Raw genomic sequence first — 20,187 nt, 5'->3', positions numbered from 1 at the left:
CGCAAGCATTTTGCTTTATCTAACATCCGGAATATGGTTTTTAACTTTGCCAAAGACAACGGGAGAGGTGCGACCGATTCACACCTTTTCGCGAGAGAAGAAAAGATCAAACGATCAGGACAGAAAATGAAGAATGCTTTGATGCTTTCGGGGTTCATGACAGCCCTCTCCAGCCTTCCCGCCATGGCTCAGGAGCTTGAGATTATTGGCAAACCGGTTGACGGCGGCATGGGGTTCCAGCCCGCGGCCACCAGCCTTGCCGACGGCATTCATCGGCTGGACGGCATGATTCTGGTGATCATCACCGTGATCTGCCTGTTCGTGGCTGCCCTGCTGGTCTACTGCATCGTGCGTTACAACCAGCGTGTGAACCCGACACCGGCACGCTTTTCGCACTATACCCCGGTTGAGATTGCATGGACCCTGGGTCCGATCCTGATTCTGGTCTTCATCGGTGCCTTCTCGCTGCCGGTGCTGTTCAAGCAGCAGGAAATCCCGGAAGGCGACGTTGTGATCAAGGTTGTGGGCAACCAGTGGTACTGGACCTACGAATATGTCGATCACGATTTTGCATTCGACAGTTATCTGCTGGGCCACCCCGCAACGCTGGACGAAGGCACGCGCCCGGCGGATGCCGACGTCACCCCGTTTGTTCTGGATGATGCGATGCGCGCCAAGCTTTCTGACGCAGGTTACAGCGATGACGAATGGCTTCTGGCCACCGACACCGCCGTTGTCGTGCCGGTCGGCAAGATCATCGTCATGCAGGTCACCGCATCCGACGTGATCCATTCGTGGACCATCCCGTCCTTTGGCGTAAAACAGGACGGTGTGCCCGGTCGTCTGGCCGAGCTGTGGTTCCAGGCCGACAAGGAAGGCGTCTATTTCGGCCAGTGCTCGGAGCTGTGCGGCAAGGACCACGCCTATATGCCGATCACCGTCAAAGTGGTCAGCGAAGAGGCGTATGAGCAATGGCTGCAGGGCGCTCTGGAAGAATATGCCGGCCAACCTGCGTCCTTTCAGGTTGCCTCGAACTAAGCCCGCTAAGGCCTAGGTAAACACTCGCAAGCTGCGCGGTGGCCGCGCAGTTTTCGCCCCAGAAGGACCGGATATGAGCGACGCAAGCATCAATGCCAGCACTGTGACCGCCACGGCGCACGCGGACGAGGCCAGCTTTGGCGACTATTTCGCCCTGTTGAAGCCCCGTGTGATGTCTTTGGTCGTGTTTACGGCGCTGGTCGGTCTGCTGGCAGCGCCGGTGCCGGTGCATCCGTTTGTGGGCTTCTGCGCGATCCTGTTCATTGCCATCGGTGGCGGCGCATCCGGCGCGCTGAACATGTGGTGGGATGCGGATATCGACAAAGTGATGAAGCGCACCAAGCGCCGCCCGATCCCATCCGGCAAGGTGGAAGAGGGCGAAGCTCTGGCGATCGGACTGGCGCTGTCGGGCCTGTCCGTGATCATGCTGGGACTGGCGACGAACTGGTTTGCTGGTGCGTTCTTGGCCTTCACCATCTTTTTCTACGTTGTCGTCTACACGATGTGGCTGAAGCGTTTGACGCCGCAGAACATCGTGATTGGCGGCGCAGCAGGGGCTTTCCCGCCGGTGATCGGCTGGGTGGCGGCCACCGGTTCGATGACGTTGGAACCGTGGCTGATGTTCGCCCTGACCTTCATGTGGACGCCGCCGCATTTCTGGGCGCTGGCGCTGTTCATGCGCTCGGATTACGACGATGCGGGCGTGCCGATGCTGACCGTGACCCACGGACGCCGCGCGACCCGCTGGCATATCCTGATCTATACTGCGCTGCTGGCCACGCTGGCGGTTGGCACTGCGTTCTCGGGCATTGGTGGCCCGATCTACCTGACCGTTGCGGTGGTGATGAACGCCTTGTTCCTGCGCGGTGCGTGGCAGATCTCGCGCCGGACCGAGGACGATGCAGAGGCGGACAATTTCAAGGTCGAGCGCTCTTTCTTCAAGCTGTCGCTGCTCTACCTGTTCCTGCACTTCGGTGCGATTCTGGCCGAGGCGTTGCTGAAACCCTATGGCTTGGGAGGGTGGTCATGAGCCTGCGCAAAAGCCACGAGCTGCACGAACGCCGCTTTAGCCGCAATCTGGGGGTCGGCCTGACATTGGCGGCCTTCATCGTGATCGTCTTCGGCCTGACCATCGTCAAGGTCTCGGGCACAAGCTTGGGTGCGCCGGCGCAGGAGGTGCAGAACTGATGGCATTGACCGGTCCGCAGAAAACGGTGGCGCAGACGGTGGGTGTGGTTGTCCTGATGGGCAGCTTGGCCTGGGCCGCTGTCCCGTTCTACGACTGGTTCTGCCGCGTCACCGGTTTTGGTGGCACCACCGGCGTGGCTGCGACTGCGCCTGAGGATATTCTGGACCGCACTGTGACCGTCCGGTTCGATGCCTCGAAAGCCAAGGATATGGCTTGGGAGTTCAAGCCGGTCGAACGCGAAATGGACGTGCGCATTGGTGAGACCGGGCTGGCCTTCTATGAGGCCTACAACCCGACCGACCGCCCGATTGCAGGGCAGGCGTCCTATAACGTCGCGCCCTATTCGGCCGGAGGGTATTTCCAGAAAATCGCCTGTTTCTGCTTTGAAGAGCAGGTGCTGCAACCCGGTGAACGGGTTCAGATGCCGGTAACTTTCTTCGTCGATCCTGAAATGGTCGAGGATTTGGAAGCCAAGTATGTGCATACGATCACTCTGTCGTATACATTTTATGAAATAGACCTGCCCGAGGGCTACGCCGCCCTTGAAGCGCAGGCAGATACAAACACGAACTAACGCCTGTAGGTGAGGGACGCTGATGGCACACGCTAAAAACCACGATTATCACATTCTGACCCCGTCGATCTGGCCGCTATTCGGCGCGGTCGGCGGCTTTGTGATGCTGTTCGGAGCTGTCCTCTGGATGCACGGCATTACCTCGTTCATGTTCTGGGCCGGCCTGGTGGCGGTTCTTTACACCATGTTCGCCTGGTGGTCCGAAGTGGTGGCCGAAAGCCGCGCCGGGGATCACACGCCTGTTGTCCGTATCGGCCTGCGTTATGGGTTTATCCTGTTCGTGATGTCCGAGGTGATGTTCTTCTTTGCCTGGTTCTGGTCGTTCTTCAAGCATCGCATGTACCCGATGTACGACTATGCAGGTACCGAGTACATCCAGCCGGATATCCACGCGGTTGACCCGTTCCACCTGCCGCTGATCAACACGCTGGTTCTGCTGCTGTCGGGCTGTGCCATCACGTGGGCGCACCATGCGCTGGTGCATGGCAATGACCGCCGCGCATTGGTGCAGGGTCTGACCATCGGTATCGCGCTGGGCATCGCATTTACCTTCCTGCAGGGCTTTGAGTACTATGAACTGCTGGCCCATGACGGATGGAAATTCGGCGGCGACCAGTTCTATTCCAACTTCTTCATGGCAACCGGCTTCCACGGTGCCCACGTGATCATCGGGACGATCTTCCTGTCCGTCTGCCTGATCCGGGCGCTGCGCGGTGACTTTACCCCTGAAAAGCACGTCGGCTTTGAGGCTGCGGCTTGGTATTGGCACTTCGTCGATGTCGTCTGGCTGTTCCTGTTCTTTGCCGTCTACATCTGGGGTCAGGCGCCGCTGATTTAACGCCGGCCAGACTGTTCAATTGCAAAAGCCGCCTTTAGGGGCGGCTTTTTCACTATCAGGGGCGCAAGATTGCGCCCCGTACAATTGCGTGGTTGCATTTCTGTCCGCTCCACACTTAACAAGACGCCGGTTCCTGCAACGAGACTCTGTCATGCGCCGCACTCTGTTTTTGCTGATCTTCGGCCTCGCCGGTCTGGGCGTGCTGTTGTGGCTGGGCGTCTGGCAGGTGCAGCGGCTGGCTTGGAAACAAGGGGTGTTGGCTGAGATCGAAAGCCGCATTTCTGCAGACCCGATCGCGTTGCCGCCGCAGGTCTCGGAGGCTGGGGACAAATATCGGCCTGTCATCGTCTCGGGAGAGATGGAGCCGAGGGAAATCCACGTTCTGGTCTCGGTCAAACAGGTCGGGCCAGGGTACCGGATCATCCAGCCCTTCAGCACGGAAGACCGGACCATACTTGTAGATCGGGGCTTTGTACCCACAACCGCAAAACAGGCTGAGCGTCTGGCGGGGCCGATGGAGGTGACCGGTAACCTGCACTGGCCCGATGAAATTGACAGCTATACGCCCCAGCCGGACATCGACAGCAACATTTGGTTTGCCCGCGATGTTCCCAATCTGGCGGCGGCGTTGGGTGCTGAACCCGTCCTGCTGATCGCCCGATCCGCAACGGACCCGAACGTGACACCCTTGCCGGTGGACACGGCGGGCATCCCGAACGATCACTTGCAATATGCAATCACATGGTTTGGTCTGGCCCTGGTTTGGGCCGCGATGACCGGTTATTTCCTGTGGCGCAACCGCGCCCCCGCAAAGAGTGAAGAGCAATGAAATACATCTCGACCCGTGGCCAAGCGCCTGAACTGACCTTTGAAGAGGCGATGCTGACCGGGCTGGCCCGTGATGGCGGCCTGTACCTGCCTGCCGAGATTCCGGTGATGTCGCAGGATGAGATCGCGGCTCTGGCCGGTCTGCCCTACGAGGAGATCGCCTTTCGGGTGATGTGGCCCTATGTCAGCGGCTCGTTCGCCGAGGATGAGTTCAAGGCGATCATCGCCCGCGCCTATGAAGGGTTCGGCCACGACGCCCGCGCGCCGTTGAAGCAGTTAAACGAGAACCACTTCCTGCTGGAACTGTTCCACGGCCCGACGCTGGCGTTCAAAGACTTCGCCATGCAGTTGATCGGTCAACTGTTCCAAGTGGCATTGAAGCGGCGCGGGGATCGCGTGACCATCGTCGGCGCAACCAGCGGCGACACTGGCTCGGCTGCCATCGAGGCTTTCCGCGGGCTGGACGCAGTGGATGTGTTCATCCTTTTCCCGCATGGCCGCGTGTCCGAGGTGCAGCGCCGCCAGATGACGACGCCTGCGGACAGCAATGTTCATGCTCTGGCCGTGGACGGAGACTTCGACGATTGCCAAGCCGCGCTGAAGGACATGTTCAACGATTTCGACTTCCGCGATGGTGTGAAGCTGGCGGGTGTGAACTCGATCAACTTTGCCCGTGTGCTGGCGCAAATCGTCTATTACTTCTCGGCGGCGGTCAGCCTCGGCGCGCCGCACCGCAAGGTCAGCTTTACCGTGCCGACCGGCAATTTCGGCGACATCTTCGCGGGCTATCTGGCCAAGCGCATGGGTCTGCCCATCGACCGTCTGGTTGTGGCGACCAACCAGAACGACATTCTGCACCGTTGCCTGTCGGGCGAAGGGTATTTCAAGGGCGACACCATCCCTTCGATCAGCCCGTCGATGGATATTCAGGTCAGCTCGAACTTTGAGCGTGCACTGTACTATGCCTATGGCGAAGATGGCGGCGCCGTTGCGCAATTGATGGATGAACTCAAGACTGGAGGCTTCAACGTCAGCCAGGGTGCGATGGAAGCGCTGCGCGAGAATTTCGACTCGGGCCGCGTCTCCGAAGAGGAAACGCTGGAGACGATCAGGCACACGCTGGCCCATAGCGCCGAACTGGTCTGCCCGCACACGGCCGTTGGCATCAAAGTGGCCGAAGACCACCGTGCGGCAGACGTACCGATGATCACGCTGGCCACCGCACACCCTGCGAAATTCCCGGCAGCGGTTGAGAAGGCGAGCGACGTGCATCCGCCTCTTCCCTCTCGCATGTCTGATCTGTATGAACGTCCGGAACGGGTGACCCGCATTGCCAATGATCTGGGCGCCCTTGAGGATCATATCAGAAGGCATATTGCTGAGTGACAGTCAGACAAGACCAGCTGAAGAACGGCTTTCGTATCGTCAGTGAACATATGCCGGGGCTGCAATCTGCGGCCATCGGCATCTGGGTGACCGCCGGTGGGCGGCATGAACGGATCGAGCAGAACGGCATCGCGCATTTCCTTGAGCATATGGCGTTCAAGGGCACCGAGCGGCGTTCGGCACTGCAAATCGCCGAGGCGATCGAGGATGTGGGCGGGTATATCAACGCCTATACCTCGCGCGAGGTGACGGCTTACTACGCGCGCGTTCTGAAGGACGACGTAGCGCTGGCGATGGATGTGATCGGCGACATCGTTCTGAACCCGGTGTTCGACCCGCGCGAGATTGAGATCGAACGCGGCGTGATCCTGCAGGAAATCGGTCAGGCCTATGACACGCCCGACGATGTGATTTTTGACTGGCTGCAGGAGCAGAGCTATCACGATCAGCCTTTGGGCCGCACCATTCTTGGGCCAACTGAACGGGTCAGCACATTCTCGCGCGAGGATTTGTCGGGCTTTGTGGCCGAGCACTACGGGCCGGAACAGATGATCCTGTCGGCGGCGGGGGCCGTTGATCACGATGCGCTGATGAAAATGGCCGAAGAGATGTTCGGTCATCTGAAACCGCGCCAAGGTCTGATCCCCGAAACCGCCCGCTTCACCGGTGGCGAAGCGCGGCAGGAGAAAGAGTTGGAGCAGGCCCATTTCGCGCTGGCGCTGGAAAGCCCCGGTTATCGCGATGATGCGATCTATACGGCGCAAATCTATTCGACCGCTCTGGGCGGCGGCATGTCCTCGCGCCTGTTTCAGGAAGTGCGTGAATCGCGTGGGCTCTGCTATACGATCTTCGCCCAGACCGGGGCCTATGCGGATACCGGGACGACGACGATCTATGCGGGGACCTCGGCCGATCAGGTCGCGGAACTGGCGACTATCACCATTGACGAGATGAAGCGCGCCGCCGAGGACATGAGCCCCGAAGAGGTCGCCCGTGCTCGTGCCCAGATGAAGGCCGGGATGCTGATGGGGCTGGAAAGCCCGTCGAACCGGGCCGAACGTCTGGCGCGGCTGGTGCAGATCTGGGGCCGGGTGCCCTCGCTTGAGGATACCGTCGCCAAGATCAATGCGGTCAGCACAGAGGACGTGCGCGCCTTTGCCGAAGACATGGCCGTTAAGGCCCCGGCGGCGCTGGCGCTTTATGGTCCGGTCTCGGGCGCGCCGACGCTGGCGGAACTGCAGGAGAGGCGTGCGGCGTGATGCTTCTGGGCAGACGCAAGCTGAAACTCGAAACCGAGCGCCTGAGCTTGCGCCCGCCCGTGCATTCCGACTTTAACGACTGGGCGGCGCTGCGGCGTGCGTCCAAGCAATTCCTGACCCCGTGGGAGCCGGTCTGGGCCAAGGATCACCTGAGTCGGAAATCCTTTACCAATCGGGTCTATTGGGCGCAGCGGTCGGTTTCCAGCGGCACGGCGATCCCTTTGTTCCTGTTCCGCCGATCTGACGATGTGTTGCTGGGCGCAATTACCCTGGACAATGTGCGTCGGGGTCCGGCACAGGCGGGGACGCTGGGGTATTGGACCGGTGAGGCCTTCGCCCGCAACGGCTATATGCGCGAGGCGATCGGGGCCGTGGTGCACCACGCCTTTACCCGTCTGGACCTAAGCCGGATCGAGGCAGCGTGTCTGCCCGAAAACAAGCCGTCACGCGGGTTGCTGGAAAGCTCGGGGTTTAAATACGAGGGTGTCGCGCAGTCGTATTTGCAGATCAACGGGCGTTGGCGGACGCATGTGTTGTACGCCTCTCTGCGATCCGACCGTCGCGGGAAGACGGATGCAGGGTAGGGGGCTCTGCCCCCGCCGCGGCAAGCCGCGACTCCCCCGGGATATTTTTGGACAGATGAACAAGGGGCATGACTTGGGGGTGTTCTGCGCTACACTTCCCTCATGCGCTGGATAGTTGCGGCATTGATGGTAATCTCGGGCGGGGCTGCGGCGCAGGAGCGGCGGCCGAGCCATTGTATCGCCATCGCGGATGCTGCGCCGGGCATTGAGTATATTCACAAGGCCGCGTGGCAGGACCCGATCCCGGAGTATTCCGTTCGGATCAGCTATATCACCCATGCCTCGTTTCTGATCCAGACGCAGGGCGGGTTGAACGCGGTGACCGATTTCACCGGTTTCATCGGTAGTGCTGATCTGATCCCGGATGTGGTCACCATGAACCACGCCCACAGCACCCATTGGACGGCCCATCCCGATCCGGCCATTCCGCACGTGTTGCCCGGTTGGGGAGAGTTCGGGCAGGGGATTGAGCATCACCTCGATCTGGGTGAGATGCTGGTGCGCAATGTCTCGACCGATATCCGGTCCCCCTATGGTGGGGTCGAAGAGCGCGGCAATTCGATCTTTGTGTTCGAGATTGAAGGGCTGTGTATTGGGCATCTGGGCCACCTGCACCATGTACCCTCGGACGAACAGTTTGCCGCCTTGGGACGGTTGGATGTGGTGATGGCCGCAGTGGATGGTGGCACTACGATGCCGCTGCCTGACATGATTTCGGTTTTGAAGCGGCTGCAAAGCTCGGTGATTATTCCGATGCACTGGTTTTCAGGCTTTTCGCTGGACCGATTCCTGGTCGATATTCGAAATGACTTCCCGATTGCCCGAAACGGGGTATCGGAACTGGTCGTTTCTTTGAAGACGCTGCCGAACCGGCCCACGGTGGTGGTGCTTGAGCCGCGCTATCTCATTGAATTGGAATAGGGCTTGTGGGGGCAGGCCTGCTTGGGCAAGGAATGGGTATGACACTGAATCCTGCCGATGAGGCCCTTGCCAAACTGATCCGCTCTGAAATGGGGGACGATATCCTGCGCCCCGTCACCGAGCGATATCTGGAAGAACCGCGCCGCCGATTTTCCGGGCACGCGGGGCTGCTTGCCCTGCCGCGCACGGTCGACGACGTGTCCGCGCTGGTGCGGCTGGCATCAGACGCGCGGGTGCCGGTGGTGCCTTACGGCGGCGGCACCGGGTTGGTTGGCGGGCAGGTCATGCCGGATGGTCCTGCGCCCCTGTTGATCTCGTTGGAGCGGATGGCAGCGATCCGGGCAGTGTACCCGACCGAGAACATTCTGATCGCCGAGGCAGGCGCGATACTGGCCGATGTGCAAACCGCCGCTGAGAACGCCAACCGGCTGTTTCCTCTGGCGTTGGCAGCTCAGGGGTCTTGCCGGATCGGCGGCAACCTCGCCACCAATGCGGGTGGAGTGAACGTGCTGCGCTATGGCAATGCCCGTGACCTGTGTCTGGGGCTGGAGGCCGTTTTGCCGAATGGTGAGATTTGGCACGGGCTCAGCCGGTTGCGCAAGGATAACACCGGATATGACCTGCGCAATCTGCTGATCGGGTCCGAGGGCACGCTGGGGATCATCACGGCGGCCTCGCTGCATCTGTTTCCGCGGCCCGAAGCGGTGGGGACGGCGATGTTGCAGGTCACCTCGCCCGAGGCGGCCATCGAATTGCTGGCGCTGGCGCGGGATCAGTTGGGGGATGCGGTTAGCACGTTTGAACTGATCCACCGGCAGGGGCTGCAATTCCTGAACGAGGTGCTGCCGGAAGTGCGACAACCCTTTGCCACACAGCCCGAATGGTGCGTGCTGATCGAACTGGGTTTGTTTGCCGGGCACGCACCGTCAGAGGCGCTGGAAACGCTCTACGCCGCTGCGGACAAGGCGGGTCTTGTTGGCGATGCGGTCATCGCGCAGAGCGAGGCACAGCGCATGGACCTCTGGGCCGTTCGTGAACGTATCCCCGAGGCGAACCGCTTGATCGGGTCAGTGTCGAGCCACGACATCTCGGTCCCGATCTCGCGAATTCCCGAGTTTATTGTTCGCGGCGCCGAGGTTGTAGCGGCACTTGGCCCGTTCCGTATCAACTGCTTTGGGCATCTGGGGGATGGCAATCTGCACTACAACGTGTTTCCGCCGCTGGGCCAGAACCGGTCGGAATTCGATGGACAGCGGCAGGCTGTGAAACACGCGGTGCATGACTTGGTGAGCGAATTCCACGGGTCCGTCAGTGCCGAGCACGGGGTCGGGCGGCTTAAGACCGATGATCTTGAGGAATACGGGGATGCGACAAAACTGGCTGCCATGCGCGCCATCAAAACCGCGTTGGATCCTTTGGGGATCATGAATCCGGGCGCGGTTTTGAGGTAAAGACGCGGCCCGTGGTTGTGCCGGGCCGCGCCGGGGTAGTTACGAACCCGGCAGGATGACCTTGTCGATGACGTGGATCACGCCGTTCGAGGTTTCGATATCGGCCTGAACGACGTTTGCGTCATTCACCATCACGCCATTGTCCAGATCGATGGTGATGTCTCCACCCTGAACCGTGGCGGCAGTCATGTCGTCGGACAGATCGCCCGACATCACTTTGCCCGGCACCACATGATAGGTCAGCACCGCGACCAGTTGGTCCTTGTTTTCGGGCATCAGCAGCGTTTCGACCGTGCCCTCGGGCAGGGCGGCGAACGCCTCATCCGTGGGAGCAAATACGGTGAACGGGCCTTCGCCTTTCAGCGTGTCCACCAGATCAGCGGCCTGCACGGCTGCGACCAGAGTTTCGAAACTGCCAGCGCCGACGGCGGTGTCGACGATGTCTTTGTCGTCGCCGGCGATGGCGGTGGAGGCAAGAAGTGCGCTGGTCACGCCAGCAATAGCGAGGTTGCGGAACATGATACAAATCCCTTGTTGAAATGCCTTAAGCGGCATCAACAGGGATACGGGTAATCCCCGCAACAAGATCACTGAATGTGTCTATGCGACGGGGTGGATATTGCGCCGCGTCGCGCTAAGCCCGCGCAGGGCCGGATTTCCACTCACAATCTTGTGAAGGCAGGGTGCCTAAAGGCCTTCGAATTCGCACAGAATATGCACGTCCATGCCCATCTCTTCCAATACCTTACGGCCGCCCAGTTCCGGCAGGTCGATGATGAAGGAACATGAGACGATCTCACCCCCCAGCCGTTCGATCAGTTTGATCCCGGCGGCGGCGGTGCCTCCGGTGGCCAGGAGGTCATCGACGACCAGGATTTTCTCGCCCGGCTGAATGGCGTCATCGTGGATCTCGACGATGGCCTCACCATATTCCAGCTTGTAGTCCTGGCTGATGGTGGTGCCGGGCAGTTTGCCCTTTTTGCGGATCGGAACAAAGCCGACGCTCAGCTGGTGCGCAATCGCGCCACCGAGGATGAACCCGCGCGCCTCAAGGCCGACGACCTTATCGATCCGCTCACCGGCATAGGGGTGCAGCATCTGGTCGATCGCCATGCGGAATCCACGCGGGTCGGCGAACAGGGTGGTGACGTCCCGGAACATGATCCCTTCATGCGGGAAATCAACGATGGTTCGGATGTAATCCTTGACCGACTTGTTTCTGGACATGGCCAACCCCTTTGGCGTCAAAACACGCGGGCGTGTTTGGCCCATTGGGGTCAGCCTTGCAAGGAAAGATTACCGCCGCCTTACTTGCGACGTTGCGAAACAGAGTTCGGCAGGCTTTTGTACCGATAGAGCGCGGCAGGCAGCCACGACAGATGCGGTTTGCGCCAGTTGCGCTGGTCTCGCAAAAGAAATGCCTGAGCGGTGTGCAGGTTCATTGCCATATTCCCTTTTTTATTGTTAGGTGCTCGATAACTACAATTTCTATGCGATGTATATACAATGCACCGCAAATAGAATCAAGAACTGAACGGGGAAAGGGCGCGTGGCTAAGAAAGACGGTAAAATTTCTACCAAGAAAAACAGTCAGTTGGTCTTGCGTCTGGACAAGGGCGAACGCGACGCTTTTGTCGAGCTGTGCAAGGAGCTGGACACGTCAGCCGCGCGGGAAATCCGGCGGTTCATCCGCGGTTTCATGAAAGAACACGCCGAGGATTAAGCCCTCAGGCTGGGCGGCGCAGCACGGCGGTGGCAAACCCCATTCCGATCAGAGCCAGCCCTCCGAACCGGGTCATAGCGGTGATGACGCCGGCCCGTCCGATCATTCGGCGCAGCCGGTCGGCCAGCAGCGCATAGGCCAGGGCGTTCAGCCAAGCGAGGCCGACGAAGGTTGCGATCAGGATGGCGAATTGTGGGCCCAAAGGCTCGGCCGGGCGCAGGAACTGCGGTACGAAGGCAATGAAGAATGCGATGGATTTCGGGTTCAGCGCCGTGACGGCGGCAGCGTGGCCAAAGACGCTGCGGGCGGTGACGTCGCGCCCGGTCTCCACTGTTTGCAACCCGCCCGAGGGCGCGCTGCGCAGCAGTTTGATGCCCAGCCACACCAGATAGGCTGCCCCCACCCATTTCAGCACGGAAAACAGTGTTGCCGAGGCCAGCACCAGCGCCCCCAAGCCCAGCAGCGACGCTGTCATGGCCGCCAGATCCCCTACGGCGACGCCGGTGGCCGAGGCCACGGCGACGCTGCGGCCTTTCGACAGGGCATAGCTGAGCACCAGCAGAACAGTCGGGCCGGGGATCAGCAGCAGGGCGGTCGATGCTGCCACAAAGGCCAGCCAAAGGTCGATGGACATGGGGGTTCCTGTGTTTGTTTCCTCACCAAGCCCCGATGCGGTCGCAAGGTCAAGCCTTTCGTGAAACGCTCGGGTGTTCTGGTTCGAGTGAGCTCAGACAGAGAATATGGGCGTGTTTCCTGATGGGCTGCCGCAAACAAGTTGCTCCGCCTGAGCAGGTTAAAGATTGAATTAAGGCTTGTGCATCTTCCTTGAAACACGCCCCCGGCTTTCCAACCTAAGAGACACCAGAGGATCGGAGGAGAAAATGGCGCAGACACATCCAGATCACGTCGGAACGTTTTCCGAGCCCGCACGGTCAAGAATCTGGCCTGTAAGGCGTGTGCTGATCCTGATGGTCCTGATCGGGGGTGCGTTATATGCCGGGATTCTGGGGTATATGTATTCAAATCAGAACGCGTTGCTGTACAAGCCTTCGGGCGAGTTGCCGGATCCCAGGACAGTCGGGCTGGCCGATGTGGATGTGATCACGGTCCCCATGTCCGATGGGGTGGTGTTGACCGCTTGGTCCGCGCCTCCGGCGACCGAGGGCGCGTCGACGGTTCTGTTCTTCCATGGTCAAAGCGGCAATCTGGGCGATCGGGCGGATCGTATGCGTGAAATCCTCAACAGCGGTTTTGGCCTGCTTGCACCCAGTTATCGCGGCTTTCCGGGCAGTGGGGGTGAACCCTCGGAACTGGCGCTGATCTCGGATGGGGTTCAGTTGTACGACCGTTTGGATGCTGAAGGCGTGGAGATTGTGCTGCATGGCCAGAGCTTGGGGACGGGCGTAGCCGCCGCGGTGGCCGAGGAGCGCCCGAATGCGCAGCTTCTGGTGCTTGAGGCGCCGTTCACTGCCACCGTCGATGTGGCGGCCGAGCGCTATCCGTTTCTGCCGGTCTCGACCCTGATGAAAGATCAGTTCGCCACCCGCGACGTGATCGACAGTATCACCGTGCCAATCCTGATCTTCCACGGGACTGAGGACGAAACCATCCCGCTGCACCATGGCAAGGCGCTGGCGGCCATGTCAGGGGATACCGCCCAACTGCACGTCATTCCCGGCGGAACCCATAACGACCTCTGGTCGCATGGGCTGTGGGCCGAGGTGCAAAGCGCGCTGGCGCAATAGCCGGATCAGAGAATCCGACCCGCAACCGCATCCAGTTTTGCCAACACTGCCGGGTCGCGTTTTTCCGGGGCCGTCAGGATGGCATATTCCAGTGCCCGGTCGCACCCATGCGGGCATGGCACGCGCTCGGCACCCAGCAGATCCGGCAGACCCTTGACCAGCGCCCGGCCTTTTTCCGCATTGCCGCTCAGGGTGGCGATGATGGCGATCACGTCGACCTCACCGTGGTCCGGGTGCCAGCTGTCGTAATCGGTGACCATGGCGATCGAGGCATAACAAAGCTCGGCCTCACGGGCGAGTTTTGCCTCGGGCATGTTGGTCATGCCGATCACGTCACAGCCCCAGTGCTCGCGATACATCTTGGATTCCGCCAGAGACGAGAACTGAGGCCCCTCCATCGCCAGATAGGTGCCACCGCGATGAATGGTGATACCCGCCGCCTTGCCCGCGGTTTCACAGGCGTCCGACAGACGTGGGCAGGTTGGATGGGCGACGCTGACATGGGCGACGCACCCGGTGCCGAAAAAGCTTTTCTCGCGCGCGAACGTCCGGTCGATGAACTGATCCACGATCACGAAATCCCCCGGCGCCATATGCTCGCGGAATGACCCGCAGGCAGAGACCGAGATCACATCCGTCACCCCCAGCCGTTTCAGCGCGTCGATATTGGCGCGATAGGGCACCTCGGTCGGGGAATGCACATGACCGCGTCCGTGGCGGGGCAGAAACGCCATGCCCACACCTTTCAGCGACCCGGTCAGGATCTGGTCCGACGGATCACCCCACGGGGTTTCCACGGTGATCCATTCTGCATTCTCCAGCCCATCTATGTCATAAATGCCCGATCCACCGATGATGGCGATTTTGGTCTGGGTCATGGCTGCTCTCCGCGTGAATAATTCCGTCGAGGAATTTCTGAGGGGCGCCGGAGGATTTGGCAAGTGGCATCAACGGTTTGTGTTGGGCGCTGGCCTGGTATGCGCCTGGTGCATACCAGGGTCCCGCCTGACGCGGTATCTCTGGCGGAGTTTGACCGTTAAAAGGCCCCTTTCGCGCGAACAAAAACAGACCGACAGGACCGTTCCATGCCCCGAGCCATGCTGGCAAGCTTTGCCAATCGTATAGCCAAACCCGATTTGCGTTGGGTGCCGGACGAGGGGTTGACCGCCTCGCGCCTGCGGATCGAGTTGCTGTCCGGTCTGACCGTAGCCCTGGCGCTGGTGCCCGAAGCGGTGGCCTTTGCCTTTGTTGCCGGTGTGCATCCGCTGGTCGGTCTGTACGCGGCCTTCATGGTCGGCCTGATCACCGCACTGATCGGCGGCCGTCCGGGCATGATCTCGGGCGCAACCGGGGCGCTGGCAGTGGTGATGGTGGCGCTGGTGGCCGAACATGGGGTCGAGTATCTGTTCGCGACCGTTGTGCTAATGGGCATCCTGCAGCTGATTGCCGGGGCCATGCACTGGGGGCGGTTCATCCGTCTGGTGCCGCATCCGGTGATGCTGGGCTTTGTGAACGGTCTGGCGATCGTGATTTTCCTGGCGCAATTGGGCCAGTTCAAGGTGCCGGGTACCATGGAAAACACCGGCCACGGCGTTGGTGGGGGTGAGTGGCTCTCGGGCCTGCAGCTTTATACCATGCTGGGCCTTGTGGCGCTGACCATGGCGGTGATCTGGGTCATGCCGCGTATCACCCGCATCGTTCCTGCGCCTCTGGCTGGTATTCTGGTCGTGGCTGCGCTGGTGATTGGCTTTGGCCTGGACGTGCCGCGCGTTGGCGATCTGGCGTCGATCGAGGGCGGGCTGCCCGCGTTCCATATCCCGATGGTCCCTCTGACATGGGAAACCTTTGAGATCATCCTGCCCTATGCGGTCATTTTGGCCGCCATCGGCCTGATTGAATCGCTGCTGACCCTGAACCTCGTGGGGGAAATCACCGGCAAGCGTGGCGGAGCCTCGCAAGAATGTATCGCGCAGGGCGTCGCAAACGTGGCCACCGGATTCTTCGGCGGTATGGGCGGTTGTGCGATGATCGGTCAATCGATGATCAACGTGAAATCCGGCGGCCGCACCCGCATCGCCGGCATCGCGGCGGCGCTGTTCCTGCTGATCTTCATCCTGTTTGCCTCGCCCCTGATCGAACAGATCCCGCTGGCGGCGCTGGTCGGTGTGATGTTCATGGTGGTGATCGGAACCTTCGCCTGGAACTCGTTCAAGATCCTGCGCAAAGTGCCGCTGACCGATGCGTTCGTGATCGTCCTGGTGACCGTCGTGACCGTGATGGAAGACCTAGCGGTTGCCGTGGTCGTCGGCGTCATCGTCTCGGCGCTGGCTTATGCGTGGAACAATGCCAAGCGTATTCACGCCGTTACCCGCGACTCTTCTAGCGAAAAGGGCGCCAAGGTCTATGAAATCCAAGGTCCGCTGTTCTTTGGCTCCTCCGATGGGTTTGTCGAACTGTTCGACGTGCCGAATGACCCGGAAACGGTGATCGTGGACTTTGCCGAAAGCCGCGTGGTCGACCAGTCGGCGCTGCAGGCCATCGAGAACATCGCCGCCAAATACGAGGCCGCAGGTAAACGAGTCATGCTGCGCCACCTCAGCCGTGATTGCCACAAGCTGCTGAACAAAGCCGGACACTTGATGGTCGATAGTGATGATGACCCGGATTACGAGGTGGCCGTCGACTATTCAGTCCGTACCGGTATCCTCGGCGGTCACTGATTTTTGCGAGGCTCTGCCTCGCGCTCCGGGATATTTCCAGCCAGATGAAGTAGGGGATCCTTCCTTCATCTGGCCTAAAATATCCCGGGGGAGACGCCCGAAGGGCGGCGGGGGCAGAGCCCCCCTGAGACAAGTCAATCGTCCGGACGGCTCAGTGAAAACAACTCGGTAACAACCGAATAATCCCGATACCCCAGCCGGGCCAGCGGCTGGAAGGTTGTGACGTCGAAAATACCGTCCTTCAGGCAATCATCGCGCAGGTGAACACCGGTGACTTCACCGAATACGACCCGGTTTGACTCTCCGGGCAGGGTCACAATCTGCGTCAGTTTGCATTCCAGTGCAGCCGGAGCGCCTTGGACCCGGGCGCAAGGAATGGTCTCGCATTCGACCGGTGTCAGTCCGGCGTGATCGAATTCGTCGTGATGTTTGGGTAAGCCTGCTGAGCTGGCATTCATCGCGTCGCGGTGCGCGTGGGCAACGACGTTCACGCAAAACACGCCTGTTGCCTCGATATTCGACACACTGTCCTTGCCGCCGTCCTGATCGTGCTTGGTGCCGGTTGATGCGAACATCACTTGCGGCGGCGTGTAGGCGACACCGTTGAAGAACGAATACGGCGCCAGATTATTGACCCCGTCCGGGCTGCGGGTGGAAATCCAGCCAATCGGCCGGGGCGTGATAACGGCGTTGAACGGGTTGTGCGGCAGGCCGTGGCCGTCTTCGGGGCGGTAGAACATCTGATCTCCAAGCGTTTGCCCAAGGCGTACCGAAGTGCTAGGGCGAAAGCCAGCAAGGAAAAGAGGGCCGGGGTGCAGCAGTTCGGGATCAGGCCGGAAGAGCCGGATGATTGGTGGGAGGTTGAGGCCCTCTATGACCTGTGCTTTGCGCCCGGGCGCGAGGCGCTGTCTTCGTATCGCCTGCGCGATGATGTGCCGCCCGTGGCCGGAATGTCTCTGGTGGCGCGGGATGGGCAGGGCATTCTGGCCGGGGCCATCCGGTTCTGGCCGGTGCATGTGGGCGATCACGATGCGCTGTTATTAGGGCCGGTCGCCGTTCACCCCACCCATCAGGGCGAAGGGCTGGGCGGGTTTCTGATCCACGAAGGCCTTGAGGCTGGCCGCGCTTTGGGTTGGGAACGTGTCATGTTGGTCGGCGACGCGCCCTATTACGCTCGGTTCGGGTTTACTCTCCTCACAGAGGTCGAGATGCCGCCCCCCACCAACCCGGACCGTGTTCTGGGTGTGGAATTGTCGCCCGGCGTTTGGGAAGGCATCCATGGCCCGGTGACCCGCTGGAGCCGCTGAGCTATTGAAACGTTGGCCTAAAACCCCGATGTCTAAAGGGCAGGAGGGTATTTATGCAGGACGTGGTTCTTGTCGAAAAACTGGATGCTGAGGCCGAATTGGACCGTTTGGCCGGGTATTACCGAACGGCCGGTGGCCCGGGTGTCAAACTGTTGAACAGTCTGGGCGGGTCGGCCGAATCCTTGTTGGAGCAATTGCCCGAACCGATCAGGCTGGGGCTTACGGGCGCGACGGAACAGGCCCTGTGGCTGGCAATGCACGCGGCGGAAGGATCGCGCCGCGCGGTTCCCGATCAGCGCCCGTGGGTCAACACCGCAGTTACCACCGCCATGGGCGCGGCGGGTGGCTTGGGTGGAGTATCCACTGCTTTGATGGAGTTGCCCGCGACCACCGCGATGCTGTTGCGCGCGATACAAGGGGCCGCGGCGCGCGAAGGGTTTGATCCCTCGGAAGAAGGTGTAAAGTTCGATTGCGTCCGTGTGCTGTCGGCTGCGGGTCCGTTGTCCAATGACGATGGCGCCGATCTTGGGTTCTTTTCCGTCAGGCTGACTTTGACTGGACCGGCCATGCAGAAGCTGGTCGCGGCGGTTGCTCCGCGCTTGTCCGTTGTACTGGGGCAGAAACTGGCGGCGCAGTCCGTACCGGTGCTGGGGGCGATTGCCGGTGGCAGCACCAACTTTGTCTACACGCGCTATTACCAGCAGATCGCCCGCGTGCATTTTGGCCTGCGGCGATTGGCGATCGATGCCGATATTCCGCATGATGATCTGGTGCGAAAACTGGCGGCGCGTATGTGACCCAAAGCCAAGGGCTTGGAGAAAAACGCTTTATATGGTATCCAGTATCCGAGGGCCCGCTAAATAAGCAAACAACTGCGGGAAAACAGGCAAGGATTCCATTTGAAAGGCGGCTAGCGTGGTTGACGCCAGACTTGCGCCATATGTTTCGCGAAAGACCCGGCACCTTCCGGTGCGGCAGCAATCGGCTGCACTGTGCTATCGTATCGCGCAGGGGCGCCCGGAGGTCTTGCTGATAACGACACGAAAATCCCGCCGTTGGATCATTCCCAAAGGGTGGCTGATCAACGGTCTGACCCCGTCCGAGACGGCCTGTCAGGAAGCCTGGGAAGAGGCCGGTATTCGCGGTCTGTGCGAGACGCGGGCATTGGGACGGTTTCATTATCAGAAGCAGCGCAGCAAAAAGGGGCCCGTTTTGTGCGTCGTGGATGTTTTCCCGCTGTTGGTGCAATCGGTCTCATCGCGTTTTCCCGAATGCAGGCAACGGGACAGAAAGTGGTTTTCGCTGAAAAAGGCGGCCTCAAAGGTCAATTCACCTGAACTCTCACTATTGTTACGCAAGCTCGAGCCTGTTAGGCACTGAGTTGGCCCTGGAAGGGCTTGATCTTGCCATGTGCCCCGGTATCTATTCGGCAACCGACATCTGGACGGACCATGATTCAATACGCGTTGAAGTGCAGCAACGGCCATACATTTGACAGTTGGTTTCAATCAGCGGCCGCTTACGACAAATTGGCATCCGCGAGCATGGTGACATGCGCGGTGTGCGGGTGTTGCGATGTTGATAAGGCCATCATGACACCGCGCGTCCGTCCGGCCCGCACTGCCGAGGCGCGACCTCTGGCGGCGACGCCTGAGGCCGAAACGATAGGTGTGGCAGCCCCGGCACCGGACGTCGAAAAGGTATTGGCCGAGCTGCGCCGCAAGGTCGAAGAGAACTCGGATTATGTCGGCAAGGACTTCGCCAGCGAAGCGCGCAAGATCCATCTGGGCGACGCCCCGGAACGGGCGATCTATGGCGAGGCCAGACCGGAAGACGCGCAGGCCCTGATTGATGACGGCGTGCCGGTGGCTCCGCTGCCGTTTGTTCCCAGCAGAAAGACCAACTGACCCCTGCATGTCGTGATCACTGGCGCAGGCCGTGACACTTGGGCAAGGGGCAGGGGATCGGCGATCATTCTGCCGACATGTGGGCGCAGAAAGTTGCCTCCAGTGTCACCGCCGTGTTGCTGACCGCTCAGTCTGTGGTGCCCACATCTACCGTGCTTCAAAGGCCGCCGCGTTGAAACCGGGGCGGATCGGACGCCGAGATCACCTCGGACCAGACCCCGGGGGATTGATCGAGCGGTTCGACGCGTTGTCGCTGGCCATCAGGGGCTTTTTTGGGAAGCCCGGGATGGCCGCTCGCATGCTTACTGACGGATCAGCGCTGCCGAGGGGATTTCGTAGACCTCATCCGGGTCGATGAAAACCACCGTGAGGTCACCGCGGGTCTCATGGCTGATCTTGGCGGGCGAGCTGCTGGACGTTGGGACGCCATCGGTGAAATAGATGCTGCGCACCTCGCCAGCGCCCAACGAGACAGCCAGCGTGGTGGTGCCATCGTCATGGTGGCGCAACTCGGCATGGCAGCTGCTCAGCGGCTCTCCGCCCGTGGCGCAGGGCACCGTGCCCAGGGCATTCTTGCCGTCGGTCGCGGCCAGTGTGGCAACTTGCGCAAAAGCGGGCGAAGATAGCAGCATGGCTGCGATGGCAAGGCGGAGCATGGAAAACCTCTTGGAAAATTCGACACCTAAGGCTGACACCCCCTCAGCCGGATGTAAAGCG

25 protein-coding genes are annotated in these 20,187 nt (G+C 60.6%); 18 read left to right on the top strand and 7 right to left on the bottom strand.

Translation table 11 applies throughout. The features are described from left to right. Positions 1 to 126 precede the first annotated feature (126 nt). The 11 genes from coxB to ACR0NT_RS11925 all read left to right on the top strand — a co-directional run bounded on the left by coxB (position 127) and on the right by ACR0NT_RS11925 (position 10,068). Positions 127 to 1,038 carry a cytochrome c oxidase subunit II gene (coxB, locus tag ACR0NT_RS11975; protein ID WP_170672252.1) on the top strand — a complete coding sequence of 304 codons (912 nt, stop codon included), beginning with the start codon at positions 127 to 129 and terminating at the stop codon, positions 1,036 to 1,038. Between the two features lie 73 nt (positions 1,039 to 1,111). Then, a complete protein-coding gene (cyoE, locus tag ACR0NT_RS11970) occupies positions 1,112 to 2,068 on the top strand; it encodes a heme o synthase (RefSeq protein ID WP_170445330.1) in 957 nt (318 codons plus the stop codon). Then, the gene (locus ACR0NT_RS11965; RefSeq protein WP_170445328.1) at positions 2,065 to 2,226 is read left to right on the top strand and encodes a hypothetical protein; all 162 of its coding nucleotides are present in this window, start codon (positions 2,065 to 2,067) and stop codon (positions 2,224 to 2,226) included. Before cyoE ends, ACR0NT_RS11965 begins: the two co-directional genes overlap by 4 nt. Next, positions 2,226 to 2,801, top strand: a complete 576-nt coding sequence (locus tag ACR0NT_RS11960) for a cytochrome c oxidase assembly protein (RefSeq protein WP_170672250.1) — start codon at positions 2,226 to 2,228, stop codon at positions 2,799 to 2,801. Before ACR0NT_RS11965 ends, ACR0NT_RS11960 begins: the two co-directional genes overlap by 1 nt. Positions 2,802 to 2,823: 22 nt before the next feature. Continuing rightward, a complete protein-coding gene (locus ACR0NT_RS11955) occupies positions 2,824 to 3,639 on the top strand; it encodes a cytochrome c oxidase subunit 3 (protein ID WP_170445325.1) in 816 nt (271 codons plus the stop codon). 151 nt (positions 3,640 to 3,790) lie between these two features. Continuing rightward, a complete protein-coding gene (locus tag ACR0NT_RS11950) occupies positions 3,791 to 4,468 on the top strand; it encodes an SURF1 family protein (protein WP_170672248.1) in 678 nt (225 codons plus the stop codon). After that, a complete protein-coding gene (gene thrC / locus ACR0NT_RS11945; RefSeq protein WP_170672246.1) occupies positions 4,465 to 5,853 on the top strand; it encodes a threonine synthase in 1,389 nt (462 codons plus the stop codon). The genes ACR0NT_RS11950 and thrC overlap by 4 nt, the downstream gene beginning before the upstream one ends. Next, on the top strand, positions 5,850 to 7,112 hold the full coding sequence (locus ACR0NT_RS11940; protein ID WP_170445317.1) for a M16 family metallopeptidase: 1,263 nt from the start codon (positions 5,850 to 5,852) through the stop codon (positions 7,110 to 7,112). Before thrC ends, ACR0NT_RS11940 begins: the two co-directional genes overlap by 4 nt. Continuing rightward, positions 7,112 to 7,696, top strand: coding sequence for a GNAT family N-acetyltransferase (locus tag ACR0NT_RS11935; RefSeq protein WP_170445314.1), 585 nt, complete (start codon positions 7,112 to 7,114; stop codon positions 7,694 to 7,696). Before ACR0NT_RS11940 ends, ACR0NT_RS11935 begins: the two co-directional genes overlap by 1 nt. Before the next feature lie 102 nt (positions 7,697 to 7,798). Further along, positions 7,799 to 8,617: an MBL fold metallo-hydrolase gene (locus ACR0NT_RS11930; protein WP_170445311.1), complete on the top strand. Its 819-nt coding sequence runs from the start codon at positions 7,799 to 7,801 to the stop codon at positions 8,615 to 8,617. Between the two features lie 38 nt (positions 8,618 to 8,655). After that, positions 8,656 to 10,068: an FAD-binding oxidoreductase gene (locus ACR0NT_RS11925; RefSeq protein ID WP_170445308.1), complete on the top strand. Its 1,413-nt coding sequence runs from the start codon at positions 8,656 to 8,658 to the stop codon at positions 10,066 to 10,068. Between the two features lie 39 nt (positions 10,069 to 10,107). Here ACR0NT_RS11925 and ACR0NT_RS11920 read toward each other — a convergent pair whose 3' ends face one another. From ACR0NT_RS11920 to ACR0NT_RS11910, 3 genes are all read right to left on the bottom strand, one after another. Beyond that, positions 10,108 to 10,587: a fasciclin domain-containing protein gene (locus ACR0NT_RS11920; protein ID WP_170445305.1), complete on the bottom strand. Its 480-nt coding sequence runs from the start codon at positions 10,585 to 10,587 to the stop codon at positions 10,108 to 10,110. Positions 10,588 to 10,755: 168 nt separating this feature from the next. Next, positions 10,756 to 11,295: an adenine phosphoribosyltransferase gene (locus tag ACR0NT_RS11915; RefSeq protein WP_170332709.1), complete on the bottom strand. Its 540-nt coding sequence runs from the start codon at positions 11,293 to 11,295 to the stop codon at positions 10,756 to 10,758. Positions 11,296 to 11,375: 80 nt separating this feature from the next. Then, positions 11,376 to 11,510 carry a hypothetical protein gene (locus ACR0NT_RS11910; RefSeq protein WP_302477946.1) on the bottom strand — a complete coding sequence of 45 codons (135 nt, stop codon included), beginning with the start codon at positions 11,508 to 11,510 and terminating at the stop codon, positions 11,376 to 11,378. Between the two features lie 107 nt (positions 11,511 to 11,617). Between ACR0NT_RS11910 and ACR0NT_RS11905 the strand changes: the two genes are divergently transcribed. Then, positions 11,618 to 11,791, top strand: a complete 174-nt coding sequence (locus ACR0NT_RS11905; protein WP_170445302.1) for a hypothetical protein — start codon at positions 11,618 to 11,620, stop codon at positions 11,789 to 11,791. 4 nt (positions 11,792 to 11,795) lie between these two features. Here ACR0NT_RS11905 and ACR0NT_RS11900 read toward each other — a convergent pair whose 3' ends face one another. Beyond that, a complete protein-coding gene (locus tag ACR0NT_RS11900; protein ID WP_170445298.1) occupies positions 11,796 to 12,425 on the bottom strand; it encodes a LysE family translocator in 630 nt (209 codons plus the stop codon). Between the two features lie 247 nt (positions 12,426 to 12,672). On the opposite strand from ACR0NT_RS11900, the gene ACR0NT_RS11895 reads away from it, so the two are divergent. Next, positions 12,673 to 13,536, top strand: coding sequence for an alpha/beta fold hydrolase (locus ACR0NT_RS11895; protein ID WP_170445296.1), 864 nt, complete (start codon positions 12,673 to 12,675; stop codon positions 13,534 to 13,536). 5 nt (positions 13,537 to 13,541) lie between these two features. On the opposite strand, the gene ACR0NT_RS11890 is transcribed toward ACR0NT_RS11895, so the two are convergent. After that, positions 13,542 to 14,414: an S-methyl-5'-thioadenosine phosphorylase gene (locus ACR0NT_RS11890; protein ID WP_170445293.1), complete on the bottom strand. Its 873-nt coding sequence runs from the start codon at positions 14,412 to 14,414 to the stop codon at positions 13,542 to 13,544. 207 nt (positions 14,415 to 14,621) lie between these two features. On the opposite strand from ACR0NT_RS11890, the gene ACR0NT_RS11885 reads away from it, so the two are divergent. Further along, the gene (locus ACR0NT_RS11885; protein ID WP_170445290.1) at positions 14,622 to 16,256 is read left to right on the top strand and encodes a SulP family inorganic anion transporter; all 1,635 of its coding nucleotides are present in this window, start codon (positions 14,622 to 14,624) and stop codon (positions 16,254 to 16,256) included. Between the two features lie 134 nt (positions 16,257 to 16,390). Here the strand turns inward: ACR0NT_RS11885 and ACR0NT_RS11880 are convergent, their stop codons facing one another. Next, positions 16,391 to 16,996, bottom strand: coding sequence for a flavin reductase family protein (locus ACR0NT_RS11880; protein WP_170445286.1), 606 nt, complete (start codon positions 16,994 to 16,996; stop codon positions 16,391 to 16,393). 72 nt (positions 16,997 to 17,068) lie between these two features. On the opposite strand from ACR0NT_RS11880, the gene ACR0NT_RS11875 reads away from it, so the two are divergent. From ACR0NT_RS11875 to ACR0NT_RS11860, 4 genes are all read left to right on the top strand, one after another. Next, positions 17,069 to 17,563 (top strand): GNAT family N-acetyltransferase, encoded by a 495-nt coding sequence (locus ACR0NT_RS11875; protein WP_170445282.1) that lies wholly within the window; start codon positions 17,069 to 17,071, stop codon positions 17,561 to 17,563. 53 nt (positions 17,564 to 17,616) lie between these two features. Then, a complete protein-coding gene (locus tag ACR0NT_RS11870) occupies positions 17,617 to 18,360 on the top strand; it encodes an EcsC family protein (RefSeq protein ID WP_170445279.1) in 744 nt (247 codons plus the stop codon). Positions 18,361 to 18,478: 118 nt separating this feature from the next. Continuing rightward, positions 18,479 to 18,943, top strand: a complete 465-nt coding sequence (locus ACR0NT_RS11865; protein ID WP_170445275.1) for an NUDIX hydrolase — start codon at positions 18,479 to 18,481, stop codon at positions 18,941 to 18,943. Positions 18,944 to 19,014: 71 nt separating this feature from the next. Continuing rightward, complete coding sequence (locus ACR0NT_RS11860) at positions 19,015 to 19,470, top strand: DUF1178 family protein (RefSeq protein WP_170445273.1); 456 nt, start codon at positions 19,015 to 19,017, stop codon at positions 19,468 to 19,470. 302 nt (positions 19,471 to 19,772) lie between these two features. Here the strand turns inward: ACR0NT_RS11860 and ACR0NT_RS11855 are convergent, their stop codons facing one another. Continuing rightward, the gene (locus tag ACR0NT_RS11855) at positions 19,773 to 20,126 is read right to left on the bottom strand and encodes a hypothetical protein (protein WP_170445270.1); all 354 of its coding nucleotides are present in this window, start codon (positions 20,124 to 20,126) and stop codon (positions 19,773 to 19,775) included. Between the last annotated feature and the right edge of the window lie 61 nt (positions 20,127 to 20,187).

It is taken from the genome of Ruegeria sp. AB10 (genome assembly GCF_056542745.1).
This window is presented reverse-complemented; position numbering and strand designations above follow the sequence as displayed.